This window comes from Ottowia sp. oral taxon 894, assembly GCF_001262075.1.
GTDB classification, from domain to species: domain Bacteria; phylum Pseudomonadota; class Gammaproteobacteria; order Burkholderiales; family Burkholderiaceae_C; genus Ottowia; species Ottowia massiliensis.
In genome coordinates, this window is the sequence record NZ_CP012073.1 from 2,624,408 (window position 1) to 2,639,520 (window position 15,113).

Genomic DNA, 15,113 nt, shown 5'->3' on the forward strand with positions numbered 1-15,113 from the left:
ACAAGGATTTGTATTTTGGTTCTGCGTCGTCCGAGTTTCATCAATATACCAGGAAAATGCCTCTCCGCATTGTTTGTCCGCACTGCAAGAAATCATATCATTTCAATGTGGAAGTGGCTTTTCATTGAACTGGGGCGTTTATCTTGATTCATATGAATGCCGTTATTCATCATTTTGACCTGAAAGCCTTGAACATGGCCAGGTAATATTGACCTATCTGTTGCCAGTGATATATTTTTGGGGCCGCCTTGCTGCCTGCTGCGGATGATTCATTGAATGCCGGGTTTGCGGAAAAAAGAAGACGTCAGAAACTAACATCCAAATCAGAAAACATTATTTGCGTTGATTCAATTCCCAAGAAAATCATGGCGCCGGGCCTGTTGCGAAAAGCATGTTTTCATGCCAGCCATTCGGGGTCTAATGGATCAGCGCTTCTTTTGGCGGCGCCAGCCAGGCCAAAGGCCCTGACCACGGCCTTGTTTGCCCCGCCTGCGCCGCTTCATGCCGCCCGCCCAAGAAAGCGCTTGCACCTTTCCATTGCCGCCTGTTTGCTCTTTATTCAATAGCAATACGTCCTAGTGGAATGTGCGGGAAAGCCGTTTTCATACCCCCGAAATTTGCTCCTGTTTCTGATGCGGCCGCCCCTCATCCCGCCACTGCCAGTCTCTGCCTGCTGCTGACGCCAAACTGAAGCCCCTCATGCTCTTGCCCCACTTTCAGCACCAGTTTTGACCTTGGCGCTGACGCTGTTGCAGCCAGTGCGCGAGCAGCAAAGCCAGAGGCGAGCAAGCCTGCCCAGCCTCACCAGTAAAGCCCCGGCTCCCATCCGGTTCTGAATGTCTGCCGAGTGCACCAGCACAGCCAGCAGCAGCCCATCGTGCCTTTGATCTTTTTGTCTGCGGTCATATCTGCGCTGCTCCCTTTTGAGACAGTCTTGACCGATGGGGTCGATGACGGCCACGCTGGGTCTGGCCCGCCTGCCTGCCTGGGCGCGCACTTGCTGGCGCAGCAGCACATCCCACACGGCCAGCACTTGCCACTACGCGTCGGTTATGCCGCTTGGGTACATGGAGGGGGTTTTGCTATTCATTGGGTGTTGAAGGACAGGCGCTGAAGCCCTGCGCGCGCTCCAGGAGCGATCCATGAAGGAGCGGGCGGCTTGAAAGCGCCAGCGATGAGCAAAGCGGGCAGAAAAGGCAAGCGGAATGCACAGCTCTATTTCGCTCCTTCATTCATAGCATGACGTCCTGGTAAAACGCGCGCCAAACGGTATTTGGCACCCATTGATTCAGCTCCTGTTTTTGATGGCATTCGGCATTTAAGCGGCGTGCGTGCAGGCGGCTGGCTTTGGGCTTGCGGCGCGTGCGGGCAAAGGGCTTGCGTGGACAATGCCGCGCTTTGTTTCATTCCATCCACTTCTTCGCGTGAAAGGCGCTTTTGCCATGTCCGTTCATCAGCCTGCCGATGAATTTCCCGCTTTTTTTGACCAGGCGCCTGTTTTGCGCGTGCATGACGCGCTGGCGCAGTTTCTGGGGGCTGCCGCTGGCGGCGTCATCACCTACCGCTATGTGGATGCGGTGCGGCTGGCCGGGCATTCGTGCCCGACGGTGGCGGGGGCCTATCTCATGGTCGTCAAGGGGCTGGGGCATTTGTATGCCGATGGCCAGCTGCCCGAGCGCGGCGGCATCGAGGTGATGATGGCCGAAGGCCGCGAAGACGGCGCCACGGGCGTGGTGGCCGCCGTGGCCACGCTGCTGACGGGCGCTGCGCCTGAAACGGGTTTTGCGGGCATAGGCCCGGCGCACCGCTTTGGCCGCCGCAACCTGCTGCGCTTTGATGTGCCCATGCAGGGCGTGCTGGCGCTGCGCCGGCGGGACAGCGGCCAGGCCGTGCAGGTGGCGCTGGACGCCAGCATTGCGCCTTTTGGCGACGAGATGCGCGCGCTCATGCCCCGCGCCGTGGCGGGCGCGGCCCATGAGCAGGAGCTGGCCCGCTTTGCGCAGCTTTGGCAGGCGCGCGTGAAAACCATGCTGGTGGACGAGGTGAATCACCCGCAGCTGGTGCAGGTGATGCCGTTTGATGAATCGCTTCAGGCGTGATGGCGGCCAGGCCAGGCCCGCCGGGCTGCGTCACGCTGGTGGGCGCGGGGCCGGGCGATCCGCAGCTGCTCACGCTCCAGGCCGTGCAGGCCATTGCCAGCGCCGATGTCCTTTTGGTGGATGACTTGGTTCACGAAGCCGTGCTGGCCCACGCGCGGCCTGGCGCGCGCGTGCTGCGCGTGGGCAAGCGCGGCGGGCAGGCCAGCACGCCGCAGGCGCACATTGGCGCGCTGATGCTGCGCGAAGTGCGCGCCGGGCGGGCGGTGGTGCGCCTCAAAGGGGGCGACCCGTTCATTTTTGGCCGGGGCGGCGAAGAAGTGCAGCAGCTGCGCGAGGCTGGTTACGAGCCGCGCGTGGTGCATGGCATTACCTCCGGACTGGCGGCGCTGGGCAGCCTGGGCGCGCCGCTCACGCATGGCGAGCGCGCGCACGGCGTGATTTTTGCCAGCGGGCATTTGCATGCGCAGGCGCATCAGCCGCAGCAGCAAGCCGTGCGCTGGCAGCGCATGGGCGAGGCCGTGCGTGATTTGCAGCTCACGCTGGTCATTTACATGGGCGCGGGCCATGCCGCCGAAATACAGGCCGGGCTGCTGCGCGCACTGCCCGCCGACACGGCCGCCGCAGTGATCGAGCGCGCCACCTGGCCCGGCCAGCGCCAGTGCGTGACCACGCTGGGCCGCCTGGCGCAGGCGATGCAGGCAGGCGGCCTGGGCAGCCCCGCCATCGTGGTGGTGGGCGATGTGGTGCTGGGCGCGCGCGAGGCGCTGCGGCGCGAGGCGGAGCAAACGGAGCAAGGCCAAGCCGTGGCGGCTGGCTGACTGGCGCGGCTTACAGCCCGCTCACGGCCTGATCACGGCCCGCTCACGGCCATCAGGCCCGCCAAGGCTATTCGCAAAAAAAGGAGCGAATTGAAGGGGGTGAAAATGCCGTTTCGCGCAGTTTCCACTAGGACGTATTGCTATGAATAGAGGAGCTGATGCGGGTGGGCGTTTCCTGCTCCCGGCTCATGCTCTGCTCTGCGTCTTGCCCGTTCCGGTCTGCGCTTTTTTGCCGCGCGCAGGGCTGGCCATTCAGGCGGCAGTCGCCGGAGGCTTCATCCAGCCAGGCGTGGCCGTGGCTGGCGCAGCCGGTCTGGCACAGCACGTCTTGCACGCTGCGCAGCGGGGGCATGCCGCCGCGCGGGCTGGCGGCCTTGCGGGCGGGGCCGGGCAGCGGCGTCAGCCCGGGCCAGCCCAGGCCCCAGAGCAGGCGCGTGGTGGCGATAACCCAGCGGGCGCGCTGGCGCATGAGTTCGGTCTCCAGCGCCGCGCAACGGCGGGCGTGGGCGGCGGCCATGTCACTGATGCGCTGCTGCGCGCCCGCCCATTGGCGCAGCAGCACGCCGTGTTCATGGGCCAGATCGCAAGCGGGAAAGCGGGAAGCGGACAAGCGTGCGCTCATAGGTTGAACCTCCTGAACCATGGCTTTCATTGCACGCCCGCCGGGCTGTGGCGCCCCGCGCCGCCGGCAGGCTGGGCGGGCGCGGCTTCCGCAGCGGGGGCCAGCAGCACCCATTCACCTGCCAGCCGCATGAACAGCGCGCGCATGGCAGGGCTGATGCGCGGCCGCGCGGCCAGCTCGCCCAGTTGCTGGGCCACCTGCCCGGCCAGCAGGCTGCGATGGAAAGTACCGGCGGGCGTCTGCGCGTAGCCCGTCATCAGCGTCAGCGTGTTGATCAACAGGGCCTGGGAGCTGGGCGGCGCGGTTTGTTCGGCGGCGGGGGCTGGATGACGCATGGCGGGCTTTCCCAAGAGAGCGGAGCAGGCAAGGTGCGCGGCAAGTATATGAGAACGATTCTTGAATTGAGCCGCCCATTCCCCTGGGAATTCCCCGAGAACCACGGGCGCGCGCCGCAGGCGCAGAGGCCGCCCGGCAGCGGAAAAAGCGGCCCTGTGCCAACTGAACCAACCGGGCCATGGCGCGAATACGATCGCCGCTTTTCGCCAGCGCGTATCCGCTGCCGCGCTTTGCCGCCGTTTTTTGCCCTGCCATGACTGCCGCCTCCGCCCACGCCTGCCCTCGCCGCCTGCCCCGCATCGCCTTGCTCGCCACGGGCGGCACCATTGCCGGAGCAGGCCCTGACAGCACGGCAGCCGCCTACGTGGCCGGGGCCTTGCGGGGCCAGGCGCTGCTGCAAGCCGTGCCGCAGCTGGCGCAACTGGCGCAGGTGCAAGTGCATGAATTGTTTGCGCTGGACTCGGCGGACATCAGCGACGCGCAGCGCCTGCAACTGGCACAGCGCGTGGCGGCGCTGGCGCGGCAGGGCGATGTGGACGGCATCGTCATCACCCACGGCACCGACACGCTGGAAGAAAGCGCCTATTTGCTGCACCTGACGCTCAAAACCGCCAAGCCCGTCGTGCTCACCGGCGCCATGCGCGCAGCCACTGCGCTGGGCGCCGACGGGCCGCTCAATCTCTACCAGGCCGTGCAAGTGGCCGCCAGCGCGCGCGCGGCAGGGCAGGGCGCGCTGGTGGTGATGAACGGCGCCATCTGGAGCGGGCGCGACGTGGCCAAGCGCGACGCCGCGCAAGTGCAGGCCCTGCAATCGCCCTACGGCCCGCTGGGGCTGGTGGCCGACGACGGCCCGCGCTTTTACCGCGCCCCCTGCCGCCCGCACACGCTGGCCAGCGAATTCGACGCCGACGCCCTGCCCGCACTGCCCGCCGTGGCCGTGGCCGCCAGCTATGGCGGCATGAGCGCGGCCGCCTGGCGGGCGCTGGCCGCTGAAGGCGCGCAGGCCATCGTCCACGCGGGCTTTGGCATCGGCACCGTGCCGCAAGCGCTGCAAGCCCAAGCCCGGCGCCTGCGCGCGCAAGGCGTGTGGCTGGTGCGCGCCAGCCGCGCAGGCAGCGGCGCGCTGCCCGCCTCGGCCCGCAGCCCGCTGTGGCTGTGCGCTGATGACCAAACGCCCGCGCAGGCGCGCCTGCTCATGGCGCTGGGGCTGACGCGCACGCAAGACGCAGCGGCGCTGCAAGCCTTGTTCGAGCGGTATTGAGCGCCTGCCCGCCACCTGAAACCACGGCAACATGAACCTGATGGCCCTTTGCCTTGGCGCCTGCGCGGGCGCACTGGCCCGCTGGGCGCTGACGCAGGCACTGAACACGCCCGGCGCGTGGCTGCCCTGGGGCACGCTGGCGGCCAATCTGGCAGGCGGCCTGCTGGCGGGCGTGGCGCTGGCTGCATTTGAGCGCTGGCCGGGGCTGGATCCGGCCTGGCGGCTGGCGGTGATGACCGGCTTTCTGGGCGCGCTCACCACGTTTTCCGGCTTTGGCGTAGAAATAGTGCACATGCTGCAAGCGCAGCGCTGGCTGGCCGCGCTGGCCACGGCGGCGCTGCACACGCTGGGCGTCGTGGGCATGGTGATGGCGGGGCTGAAACTGGCGCGGCTGACGCTTTAGAACCTGTTCAAAGCCTGCCCAGACAGGTCTTCCGGGGCCGGGGCAAGCGGCGTGAGCACGCCGCCTTCCAGCCGCAGGATGCGGTCGGCCACGTGGCGGGCAACGGGCAGGTCGTGGGTGATGAGCAGCAGGGCCAGGCCGCGCGTTTCCTGCAAGTGCAGAAACAGGCGCAGCACCTTGGCTTGCACGCTGGCGTCCAGCGCGGCGGTGGGTTCGTCGGCAATGAGCAGCGCGGGTTGCGTGATGAGGGCGCGGGCGATGGCCAGGCGTTGCAGCTCGCCGCCGCTGAGGCGGCGCGCCGGGCGGCGCAGAAAGTCATCCGCCGCAGGCAGGCGCGCATCCGTCAGCGCCTGGCGCGCGGCCGCTTGCAGCGCCGCCGCGTCCAGCCGGCCCTCAATGGCCAGCGGCTCGGCCACGGCCTCGAACACCGAAAAGTGCGGGGCCACGGAGGCGGCGGCGTGCTGGGGCACGAAAGCCAGGCCGCCCTGGCCGCCCTGGCCGTTGCGGGCCGGGCCGCTGGCGCCATCGCGGGCCAGGCCGGGCATTTCAACCGTTCCGGCATCGGGGCGCAGCAGGCCGGCCAGAACGCGCGCGAGCGTGGATTTGCCCGCGCCGCTGGCGCCGGTGATGGCCACGGTTTCGCCGCTTTGCACGCGCAGCGAGGCGCCGCGCAGCACGGGCTGGCCGCCAGCGCGCTTGTGCAGGCCGTGCGCGGCCAGCACGGTCACGATGCCGCCGCGCAGGCAGGCCACGCCGTGCGCATCGGGCGCAGGGCGCTCTTGCAGGCAGCGCTCGATGCGCTGGCTGCACCGGTTGGCAAAGGGGCAGCCACTGGCGCCGTCTTGCGGCTCGCCGGGAATGCCTTGCAGGTCTTTGCCGCCTTCGCGCGGCCAGGCGCGCAGCAGGCCGCGCGCGTAGGGGTGGCGCGGCGCGGCCAGCACACGCGCGGCGGGGCCGGTTTCCATCACGCTGCCGCCATAGAGCACCAGCGTCTGGCCTTGCAGCGCACGGGCCAGCTCCAGATCGTGCGTCACAACAGCCAGCCGCCTTTGCCGCGCCTCGGCGCGCAGCCGCCGCAGCACCAGATCGCGCGCGGCTGCGTCCAGCGCCGAAGTGGGTTCGTCCAGCACCAGCAGCTCAGGCTCCGGCGCCAGCGCCACGGCCAGCAGCGCGCGCTGGAGCTGGCCGCCGCTGCATTGGGCGGGGTAGCGCGCGTGCAGGCTGGCGGGCAGATCGAGCGAGGCCAGCAAATCAGCGGCGGCGGCGCGGGCCTGCCGCGCGCCCATGGCGCGGTGCAGGCGCAGCGGCTCGGCCACTTGCTCCAGCAGGGTGTGCTGCGGATTGAGCGCACTGGCCGCGTCTTGCAAGGCGATGCTGGCGCGCCGCCTGCGCCAGGCGCGCAGCTCGGCGGCGCTGGCAGCGGCCAGGTTCAGCCCGCCCACGCGCAGCGCGCCCGTGGCCGGGCCGGGGGCCAGGCCCGCCAGCGCGCGCGCCAGCGTGCTTTTGCCCGCGCCCGATTCGCCCACGATGACCAGCGGCCCGGCCTGCGCGGCGCGAAAGCGCAGGCCGCGCAGCAGCGCCCGGCCGCCCGCGCTCACGCCGAAGTCTTCGGCTTCGATCACCAGGTTTTCCATCGCCCCTCTTCCAGTCCCTGCCCGATGAGCGCCAGCCCGATGAGCAGGCACGCCAGGCAGCAGGCCGCAGGCAGCGCGCACCACAGCGCCGCCGGGTGCGCCAGCCAGGGCATGGCTTCGTTGAGCATGCCGCCCCAGGTGGGCTGGCGCGGATCGGCCAGCCCCAGAAAGGCCAGCCCCGCGTAATGGAACACGCCGCGCCGCGCCAGCCCCACGGCTTGCGCGGCCAGCAGGCCCGCCAGCGCGGGCAGCGCGTGGCGGCGCAGCAGCCAGGGCGCGCCCGCGCCGGCCAGGCGGGCTGCGTCCAGGCTTTCGTGCCGCCAGACTTGGCGCAGCCGCGCGCGCAGCGTGCGCAGCTCCGCATCCGAGCCCAGCAGCGCCAAAGTAGCGGCCAGCGCCGCCGCGCCGGGGCGGAAGGCCGATGAAAGGGCAATGAGGATGAGCGTGCCCGGCAGCGCGCTGCACACGTCTGCCAGCCGCAGTGTCAGCGCATCAGCGCGCGGGCTGCGCAGGCCCAGCAGCGCCAAAGCGGCGGCCAGCGCCATGCCCAGCGCGCTGACGGCCAGGCCCACGCCCGCCGTCAGCGGCGCGGCGGCGGCCAGGCGGGCCAGCACGTCGCGCCCCAGGTCGTCCACGCCCAGCCAGTGGCGGGCGTCGGGGGCTGTCAGCGCTGCATGGGCCAGGGCGGCGGCCTGCGGCTGCCACCACGCTTGCGCCGTGCGCGCAGCGCCCAGCCCCACGGCCAGCGCCAGCAGCAGGGCCAGGCCCAGGCGGGCGCTGGCGTTCATGCCCGCGCCCATGCCCGCCCGCATGCCAAAGCGGGGGCTGATTTCGCTCCTCTATCCATAGCGTGATGTCCTAGTGGAATGTGCGCAGATGCCGTTTTCTGACCCATTTGATTTGCTCCTGTTTCTGATATGCAAGGCGGCTTCATGCCAGCCGCTGCGTGCGCCGCGCGTAGCGGGCGGCAAGGGCGTCGGCGGCCAGGTTCAGCGCCAGCGCCAGCAGGCCCGAGGCCAGCAGCACGCCGCGCACCAGCGGGTAGTCGTGGCGGGCGATGGCGTCGGTCAGCAGCAGGTTGATGCCGGGGTAGGCGAACACGGTTTCCACGTAGATGCCGCCTGCCATGAGGCGCGCGCCCATGCCGCCCAGCCGCGCCAGTGCCACGGCCCACACGTTGGGCGCCAGGTGCCGCCAGCGCAGCGCCAGCGGGCTGGCGCCTTTGGCCAGCGCCATTTCCATGAAGGGCGCGCCGCGCAAGGCCACGGCGGCCGCGCGCGTGATGAGAAACAGGCGCGCGGCCGCTGGCAGGGCCAGCGCGGCCACGGGCAGCGCCAGGTGATGCGCGCGCTCCAGCACGGCTTGCAGGCCCGTGGCCTGCGAAAACGGCGCGGCCGCGCCCGAAGCCGGAAACCACGGCAGCCCGTGCGCGAACAGCAGCGCCAGCCCCATGGCCACGGCAAAGGCGGGCAGGCTTTGCAGCGCCAGCATGGCGGCGGTGAGGGCGCGGTCCAGCCAGCGCAATGGAGATTGGGGCGAATGGCGGAAAGCCGCCTCCAGGCCCAGCAGCATGCCCGCCGCCAGCGAGAGGGCCAGCGCGCAGCCCGTGAGCAGCAGCGTCCAGGGCAGGTGCTGCGCCAGCAGGGCGGCCACGGGCATGCCGTGGCGCGGCGAGTAGCCCAGATCCAGCCGCGCAAGCTGGCCCAGCCAGGCCAGGCCCTGCCGCCACAGCGGCTGGCCCAGGCCCAGCTCTTGCAGCATCTGGCGGCGCTGCCCGTCGCTGAGTTCGGTCATGGCGTCCTGCCCCAAAAAGGCGGTGACGGCGTCGCCGGGCATCAGCAGCGGCAGCGCGAAGTCCAGGCCCAGCAGCGCGAGCACGGCCAGCGCATAGGCGGGCAGGCGCGCGGCCAGGCTTGCCGCGCCAGAAGCGGCTTCAGAAGCGGCTTCAGAAGCGGGGTCAGGGGCGGCGGCCAGGCTCACTGCGTGAACATCAGCTTGTTCAGCGGCAGCGGCACGCCAAAGGCAAAACCGCCGGGCGTGAACCAGGGGCAAAAGCGCGGGCCGCAAGCCGCCGCCCACAGCGGCGAGTACAGGTAAAAGGACGGCAGCTCCCCGGCGTAAATGGCCTGCGCCTGCTCGATGAGGGCGCGCCGCTCGTCCGCGCTGGCCGCGCGCTCCTGGCGCTCCAGCAGCTCCAGCAAATCGGCGCGGCTGCGGAAAGCGTCGCTCAAGGGCGCCTTGCCCGCCATTTGCCGCGCCATGTTGCCGGGGTCGCCATTGACGCCTTGCGAGACCAGGGCCAGATCGAAATCTTCCGCGCTGAGGCGCGCGGCCAGCGCGCTTCGCTCCAGCAGCTGCACCTGCACGGCCAGGCCCAGCGCCTCCAGCTGCGCGGCCAGCGCCGAGGCCAGGCGCGCGTGCCCGCGCAGGGCCAGCAGGCTGACGGCCAGCGGCTCGCCCTGGGCGCTGCGCAGGCGGCCTTGTTCGTCAGGCGCGTAGCCAGCTTGCGCGAGCTGGCGGCGCGCGGCCTGCGCGTCAAACGCATAGGCGGCCAGCGGCTCGCCCGCCTGCCAGGGGCTGCCGCGCAGAAAGCGCCCGGCGCTGACTTCGCCCTGGCCGTTTTCCACGATGCGCAGCAGCGCCTGCCGGTCTATGCCGCGCGCGATGGCGTGGCGCAGGCGCTTGTCGGCAAAGGGCGCGCGGGCGTGGTTGAAGCGCAGGCGCGCGGGGTGGCCGGACTGCGCCTTCACCACCGTGGCAAAGCGCCCGGCCTCGTCCATCAAGTGCGTTGGCAGGGCGCGGATCATGTCCACCTCGCCCCGGCGCAGTGCGCCCAGCGCCAGCGATGGCTCCATGCGCACGAACACCAGCTCGCGCACGCGCGGCGCGCCCTGCCAGTGGCCCTCCACGGCGCTGAAGCGGTAGCGCCCGCCCGCCTTGTCGTAGCCGGTGACGCGGTAGGGGCCGCTGCCCACAACGCCCTGCATGCTCATGCGGCGCGGGTCGGCCAGCGGCGCGAACACGTGCCGGGGCAGGATGGGCAGCGTGGCCGCCAGCTGCGGCACGAAAGAGGCGCTGGGCTGCTTCAGCCGCACGCGCACGCGGCCGTCCGCCAGCGCGTCCACGCCCGCAACGGCGCTCACGTCCATGAAGGGATTGGGGTGCTGGCGGAAGTAGTCGAAGGTGAAGGCCACGTCGCTGGCGGTCACGGGCTGGCCGTCGTGCCAGCGCGCCTGCGGATGCAGCTCGAACGCCACGGCCAGGCGGTCTTCGCTTTCGCGCCACTGGCGCGCCAGGGCGGGCACGAGATGGCCCTGGCGGTCGCGCCACAGCAGCGAGTCGAACACCAGCATCGTCAGCGCGTAGCCCACGCCGTCGGGCGCGTGGGTGAAGGGCGAGGGCAGGCCGTGGTCGCCCCGCTCGTCAGCGATGGTGACGCGCTCGATGCGCCCAGTGCGCGCAGCAGGCGCGGCGGGCTGGGCCAGTGCGGCGGGCGGGCTGCCGCACAAGGCGGCCAGCAGCGTCAGGCAAAGAAGGTATTTTTTCGCTCTTGAATCCATAGCATGATGTCCTAGTGGAATGTGCGCAAGCGCCGTTTTCAGGCCCACGGATTCGCTCCTGTTTTCGATGCCCCCGGGCGCGCTCCAAGGCCCGGACGCAAGGGGGAGCGCAGGGCGCAAGGCGGGCTTTCGGAACCAGCGCTCAAAACTCGCGGCTGACGCTCACCGTCACGCTGCGGCCGCTGCCGGGAAAGAGGTTGATGTTGGGATTGGCGCGGTCGGCCACGACGAAGGTGCTGACGTAGCGCCTGCCCGTGAGGTTTTCGCCGCGCACCTGCACGCGCCAGGGGCCGCGCCGGTATTCGGCGCGCAGGCCCAGCAGGGCGTAGCGCCTTTGCGCGTAGCCGGGGGTGTTGGCGTGATCGACGTATTCATTCAGCGGCTGCCACAGCAGCGTCGGCCCCGCGCGCCAGCCGCCCGCGCGCCACAGCAGCTCGGCCTGGATGAAGTGCCGGGGCGCGCCCGCGATGCGCTTGCCCGCAAGCGGGCCGCCGCGAAAGCGGTAGTCGCTCCACGTCCATGCGGCGCGCCAGTCGAAAGCGCCGCCCGGCCAGCCTTCAGGCAGACCGTGCAGGCGCAGGCGGCCTTCCATGCCCGCTTCCAGGCCCTGGTGGCGCGTGCCGCCCGCGTAGTTGCGGGTGCTGGCCTGCAAGCCGCTTGCATCCGCCGTGCGCAGCAGCTCGCCCCGGATGGCGCTGCGGTAGAGCGCAAGCTGCCAGCGCGCATCCCAGGCCTGGCCGGGGCCGCCCAGGCGGCCTTCGGCGCCCGCTTCCACGGTGGTGGCGCGCTGCATACCCAGCCGCGCCAGCGCCGTGGCGGCGCGCGCGGGGTTGTTTGCCGCCACGGAGCCGGTCACCAGGTCGGTGAAGGTGGGCGCTTCGTGGCTGCGGCTGAGGTTGGCGAACAGGCGCAGGTCTGCCCGGGGCCGCCAGATCAGGCCCGCCTTGGGCGTGGCGTAGCGCCAGCTTTGCCGCTGCGCGGCGGCGCTGGTGCGGCTTTGCGCGTTGCGGCGGCTGCGGGTGATGCGCAAATCGGCCGTGAGCGTCCAGCCGGGGGCCACGTCCACGTCCAGCCCGGCGCTGGCGCGCGCGTTTTCGGCCATCAAGTCAAAGCTGCCAAAGCGTTGCAGCAGCGCGCCCGTGCGCGGCTGGATGGAATGGAAGTCGCGCCCGGTGCCGCTGCGCTCCCACGCGGCGGCCAGCCGCCAGCGCCAGGCCGCCGAGGGCGTGAAAAAGCTCTGCCACTGCACGCCGCGCGTGCGGGCGCTCCAGAAGGCGGCGCGCACCATGTTTTGCTCTTGCACGTCGGTGTGCTGCCACCACAGGCCCAGCTCGTGGCGCAGGCGCTCGCCGCCCCAGCTGGTGCGGCTGGCGGCGCGCCACTGCCGCGCGTTGCGGTGAGGGTTGCGCTGGTAGAGGTTGAGCAGCCGGTCGCGCGGCGTGTTGCCGTCGCCCAGCACCTGGCTGGGGTCGCCATAGGCGCGGCCAGGCGGCAGCGGGCCGGCGATGTGGTAGCCCAGGTCCGTCCAGCCCAGCCACAGGCGGCTTTGCAGGCCGCCAGCGCCGCGCCAGCCCGCGTTGGCCTGCACGCTTTTGCGCTGGCCATCAGAGTGATGGCGAAAGCCCCGGTAGCGCTCGCCGCTGAAGCTCACGCGCGCATCCAGCCCGCTTTCGGCGCTGGCCGCACCCAGGGCCACCTGCCAGGCGCGCCGCCCGAAGCTGCCGGCCTGAAGCCGCGCCAGGCCGCGCCCGTCGTAGCCCGTGAGCGACTGAAAGTCCATCTCGCCGCCCAGCGACTCGCCAGCAGGCGAGCGCGCGTTCGCGCCCCGGCGGATGCTGATTTGCGCCGTGTTGCGCGGATCGGCCAGGCCGCTAACGTAAGTGCCGTCGGCGTCATTGAGCGGCAGGCCGTCGAGCAGCAGCGTCACGCCGCGATTGACCGGGTGGCTTTGCAGGCCGGAGCCGCGCACGTTCAGGCGCGGCGCGTCAAAGCCGCCGAACAGGTCTTGCACGATCACGCCCGGCTGCACGCCCAGCGCGTCGCGCAGGCCCGTCAGGCGCCCTTCGTCTTGCGGCAGCGCCAGCGCCGTGCCGCCCGCAATGCGCGCCAGCCGCCGCCGCTCGCGCGGCGCGGAAGGCGCCAGGGGCGAATCGCCGCTGGCCGCGCCCGCCGTGGCGCGCACCGTCACGCCCGGCAGTGCGCCGCCATCTGCGGCCTGCTGCGCTGCGGCCACGGGCAGCAGCGCAGCCAGCGCCGCGCCCCGCCAAAGGCGCGAAAAATGCCCATGCCCCGCCAGAGGCGCTCTCGTCTGCCAGTCTTTCATGTGAACCTGCCTTTACTCCATCTGCGTGCTTGTCACAAACGAAGGATTCGCGCTGCCAAAACAAGCGAATCATTCGCATCGCGCAAATGCTAGGAAGGCAAGGGCATGAAAGCAATTTGCATTTTCTGAAAGCGGCATTCAGAAAATCCGAGGCAGGCCGCGCTGCGGAAAAAGAAGCGAATCTGCACGCCCAAGAAATGCCTTTTGCGCCCATCCGGCGGGGAGTCCGTGCTATGAATCAAGGAGCTGAAAACCGCGCGCTTTCGCAAAGGCTGAGGGCCACCCCCGGCAGATTTGAATGGACGCGCCGCGCCCGGCCCGGCATAGTGCGGCGGCATGAACACGCCTGACTTGAATGACGCTTTCACGCTCCGCCCCATAGGCCGCGTGCGCACGCCCTGGCGGCAGTTGCAGGACTGCCCGCGCGGCGTGCGCGGCCTGGGCGAGCCGGCCTGGCTGGAAATTGACCCGGCTTTTGAAGACGCGCTGCTGGGCATCGAACAGGCCTCGCACCTGCACGTGCTGTACTGGCTGCACCAGGCGCCGCGCCAGACGCTGCGCAGGCCCACGCCGCATGACGGCGTGCTGCGCGGCGTGTTCGCCACGCGCTCGCCCCAGCGGCCCAACCCCATCGGCATGGCCGTCGCGCAGCGGCTGCGGCGCGAGGGCACAAGGCTGCTCGTCAGCGGGCTGGACTGCCTGGACGGCACGCCGCTCATCGACATCAAGCCCTATCTGCCCCAGGCCGATTGCGTGCCCGGCGCCACGCTGGCGTGGCAGCCCGCCCCCGTCCCAGTCCCAGCCCCCGCGCCGTAAACCGCGCGCAAGCGCCCAGCCCCCAGGCGAAAGCCGCAAACCACACGCCGCGAACACCGGCCACAGGCTCATGGAAATCTATCAACTGCGCACCCTTTTGGCCGTGGCGCGCGAAGGCAGCATCACGCGCGCCTCCGAGCGGCTGTTTCTCAGCCAGCCCGCCATCAGCGCCCACATCAAGGCCATGGAAGACGAGCTGGGCATCGCCCTGTTCGAGCGCACGCCGCGCGGCATGAGCCTGACGGCCAATGGCGCGCAGCTGCTGGAGCGGGCCGGGCGCATCATGGCCCTGCACCGCGAGTTCATCGAAGAGGCGCGGCGCATCAAAGGCCGCATCAGCGGCCGCGTGCGCCTGGGCGCCATCCGCAACCCCAGCGCCCGCGTTCTGGGGCGGCTGCTGGCCCGGCTCTCGCACGCCTGCCCTGACATCGAAGTGGCCCTCACGCACGGCACATCTGGCGAAATCGCGCGCGCCATACGCGGCGGCAGCCTGGACGCAGGCTTTTACGCAGAAGCGGGCGCGCCCGATGACAGCCTGCACGCCATCGAAGCCGGACGCTTTGCCGTGCGCCTGGCCGCGCCGCCGGGCTGGGCGGCCAACGCGGCCAGCCCCGACTGGCGCGCCCTGGCGGGCAGGCCCTGGATCTGCCCGCAGCCAGGCACCTGCTGCGGCCAGGTGCTGGACGAGTGGTTCGACAGCCAGGGCTTTCGCCCCGCCCGCATGGTGAGCATTGACCAGGAAAGCGTAACCGCCACGCTGATCGCCGGCGGCGTAGGCATCGGCCTGCTGCACGCCGAAACCGCCCAGCGCGCGCAGGCCAGGGGCGAAGCCGAACTGCTGGGCGGCCCCGTGCGCGAAGTCGCCCTGCTGTTCGCCTGCCTGCGCGAACGCCGGCAAGAGCCGCTCATCAGCGCCGCAATCAGCGCCGCACGCGAGGCGGCGGCACATGAAGGCAGCGCATGAAGGGGAGGGCGTGGAGGGGTTGCAGAAAGGCTTTTTTTCGCTCTGTTTCCAATAGCATGATGTCCTAGTGGAAAGAGCGAGAAACGGCTTTTTACCCCCTCTGAATTCGCTCCTTTTTCTGATGCTCTTTTCCCTTTCCGACGTGCCCTGCCGCTTGCATTGATACCGCTCTGGCCGCCTGTGGTGAAGCGCCGCCCGTGATCACCGCCTGCACCACGCACGGCCATCGCTAACGCCTGAAGGCGGGCGCAGGCTGCGTTCTGCGCCAGGGCACGCG

At 70.3% G+C, this 15,113-nt stretch carries 14 protein-coding genes; 7 read left to right on the plus strand and 7 right to left on the minus strand.

Annotation, left to right across the window (positions count from 1 at the left end; translation table 11 throughout):
* The first annotated feature begins 248 nt into the window (after window positions 1-248).
* The 3 genes from ADJ79_RS14610 to cobA all read left to right on the plus strand — a co-directional run bounded on the left by ADJ79_RS14610 (window position 249) and on the right by cobA (window position 2,917).
* Complete coding sequence (locus ADJ79_RS14610; protein WP_156304188.1) at window positions 249-566, plus strand: hypothetical protein; 318 nt, start codon at window positions 249-251, stop codon at window positions 564-566.
* Between the two features lie 876 nt (window positions 567-1,442).
* Window positions 1,443-2,099, plus strand: coding sequence for a hypothetical protein (locus ADJ79_RS11560; RefSeq protein ID WP_050716596.1), 657 nt, complete (start codon window positions 1,443-1,445; stop codon window positions 2,097-2,099).
* Entirely contained in the window at window positions 2,099-2,917 is an 819-nt protein-coding gene (gene cobA, locus ADJ79_RS11565) for a uroporphyrinogen-III C-methyltransferase (protein WP_050716095.1), read from the plus strand. Before ADJ79_RS11560 ends, cobA begins: the two co-directional genes overlap by 1 nt.
* A 127-nt stretch (window positions 2,918-3,044) precedes the next feature.
* Here the strand turns inward: cobA and ADJ79_RS11570 are convergent, their stop codons facing one another.
* Window positions 3,045-3,539, minus strand: a complete 495-nt coding sequence (locus ADJ79_RS11570) for a hypothetical protein (RefSeq protein WP_050716096.1) — start codon at window positions 3,537-3,539, stop codon at window positions 3,045-3,047.
* Window positions 3,540-3,565: 26 nt separating this feature from the next.
* Window positions 3,566-3,874, minus strand: a complete 309-nt coding sequence (locus ADJ79_RS11575) for a hypothetical protein (RefSeq protein WP_050716097.1) — start codon at window positions 3,872-3,874, stop codon at window positions 3,566-3,568.
* 254 nt (window positions 3,875-4,128) lie between these two features.
* On the opposite strand from ADJ79_RS11575, the gene ADJ79_RS11580 reads away from it, so the two are divergent.
* Both ADJ79_RS11580 and crcB read left to right on the plus strand, forming a co-directional pair.
* Window positions 4,129-5,136 (plus strand): asparaginase, encoded by a 1,008-nt coding sequence (locus ADJ79_RS11580; protein WP_050716098.1) that lies wholly within the window; start codon window positions 4,129-4,131, stop codon window positions 5,134-5,136.
* Window positions 5,137-5,167: 31 nt separating this feature from the next.
* Entirely contained in the window at window positions 5,168-5,539 is a 372-nt protein-coding gene (gene crcB / locus ADJ79_RS11585) for a fluoride efflux transporter CrcB (protein WP_050716099.1), read from the plus strand.
* Here the strand turns inward: crcB and ADJ79_RS11590 are convergent.
* From ADJ79_RS11590 to ADJ79_RS11610, 5 genes are all read right to left on the minus strand, one after another.
* The gene (locus ADJ79_RS11590) at window positions 5,536-7,173 is read right to left on the minus strand and encodes an ABC transporter ATP-binding protein (protein ID WP_050716100.1); all 1,638 of its coding nucleotides are present in this window, start codon (window positions 7,171-7,173) and stop codon (window positions 5,536-5,538) included. The genes crcB and ADJ79_RS11590 overlap by 4 nt on opposite strands.
* Window positions 7,158-7,961, minus strand: a complete 804-nt coding sequence (locus tag ADJ79_RS11595; protein ID WP_172674066.1) for an ABC transporter permease subunit — start codon at window positions 7,959-7,961, stop codon at window positions 7,158-7,160. Before ADJ79_RS11595 ends, ADJ79_RS11590 begins: the two co-directional genes overlap by 16 nt.
* 142 nt (window positions 7,962-8,103) lie before the next feature.
* Window positions 8,104-9,153 carry an ABC transporter permease gene (locus ADJ79_RS11600; RefSeq protein WP_050716102.1) on the minus strand — a complete coding sequence of 350 codons (1,050 nt, stop codon included), beginning with the start codon at window positions 9,151-9,153 and terminating at the stop codon, window positions 8,104-8,106.
* Window positions 9,150-10,733: an ABC transporter substrate-binding protein gene (locus ADJ79_RS11605; RefSeq protein ID WP_050716103.1), complete on the minus strand. Its 1,584-nt coding sequence runs from the start codon at window positions 10,731-10,733 to the stop codon at window positions 9,150-9,152. The genes ADJ79_RS11600 and ADJ79_RS11605 overlap by 4 nt, the downstream gene beginning before the upstream one ends.
* Window positions 10,734-10,875: 142 nt before the next feature.
* Entirely contained in the window at window positions 10,876-13,056 is a 2,181-nt protein-coding gene (locus tag ADJ79_RS11610; RefSeq protein ID WP_050716104.1) for a TonB-dependent receptor domain-containing protein, read from the minus strand.
* A 336-nt stretch (window positions 13,057-13,392) separates the two neighbouring features.
* Between ADJ79_RS11610 and tsaA the strand changes: the two genes are divergently transcribed.
* Window positions 13,393-13,872 (plus strand): tRNA (N6-threonylcarbamoyladenosine(37)-N6)-methyltransferase TrmO, encoded by a 480-nt coding sequence (gene tsaA, locus ADJ79_RS11615; protein ID WP_050716105.1) that lies wholly within the window; start codon window positions 13,393-13,395, stop codon window positions 13,870-13,872.
* 70 nt (window positions 13,873-13,942) lie between these two features.
* Window positions 13,943-14,836: a LysR family transcriptional regulator gene (locus tag ADJ79_RS11620; protein ID WP_050716106.1), complete on the plus strand. Its 894-nt coding sequence runs from the start codon at window positions 13,943-13,945 to the stop codon at window positions 14,834-14,836.
* Window positions 14,837-15,113: the final 277 nt, after the last annotated feature.

Excerpts from the sequence above, each read along its gene's own strand:
- ADJ79_RS11560 (WP_050716596.1), top strand. The coding sequence starts at position 1,443 with ATGTCCGTTCATCAGCCTGCCGATGAATTTCCCGCTTTTTTTGACCAG.
- cobA (WP_050716095.1), top strand. The coding sequence starts at position 2,099 with ATGGCGGCCAGGCCAGGCCCGCCGGGCTGCGTCACGCTGGTGGGCGCG.
- ADJ79_RS11570 (WP_050716096.1), bottom strand. The coding sequence starts at position 3,539 with ATGAGCGCACGCTTGTCCGCTTCCCGCTTTCCCGCTTGCGATCTGGCC.
- ADJ79_RS11575 (WP_050716097.1), bottom strand. The coding sequence starts at position 3,874 with ATGCGTCATCCAGCCCCCGCCGCCGAACAAACCGCGCCGCCCAGCTCC.
- ADJ79_RS11580 (WP_050716098.1), top strand. The coding sequence starts at position 4,129 with ATGACTGCCGCCTCCGCCCACGCCTGCCCTCGCCGCCTGCCCCGCATC.
- crcB (WP_050716099.1), top strand. The coding sequence starts at position 5,168 with ATGAACCTGATGGCCCTTTGCCTTGGCGCCTGCGCGGGCGCACTGGCC.
- ADJ79_RS11590 (WP_050716100.1), bottom strand. The coding sequence starts at position 7,173 with ATGGAAAACCTGGTGATCGAAGCCGAAGACTTCGGCGTGAGCGCGGGC.
- ADJ79_RS11595 (WP_172674066.1), bottom strand. The coding sequence starts at position 7,961 with ATGAACGCCAGCGCCCGCCTGGGCCTGGCCCTGCTGCTGGCGCTGGCC.
- ADJ79_RS11605 (WP_050716103.1), bottom strand. The coding sequence starts at position 10,733 with ATGGATTCAAGAGCGAAAAAATACCTTCTTTGCCTGACGCTGCTGGCC.
- ADJ79_RS11610 (WP_050716104.1), bottom strand. The coding sequence starts at position 13,056 with ATGAAAGACTGGCAGACGAGAGCGCCTCTGGCGGGGCATGGGCATTTT.
- tsaA (WP_050716105.1), top strand. The coding sequence starts at position 13,393 with ATGAACACGCCTGACTTGAATGACGCTTTCACGCTCCGCCCCATAGGC.
- ADJ79_RS11620 (WP_050716106.1), top strand. The coding sequence starts at position 13,943 with ATGGAAATCTATCAACTGCGCACCCTTTTGGCCGTGGCGCGCGAAGGC.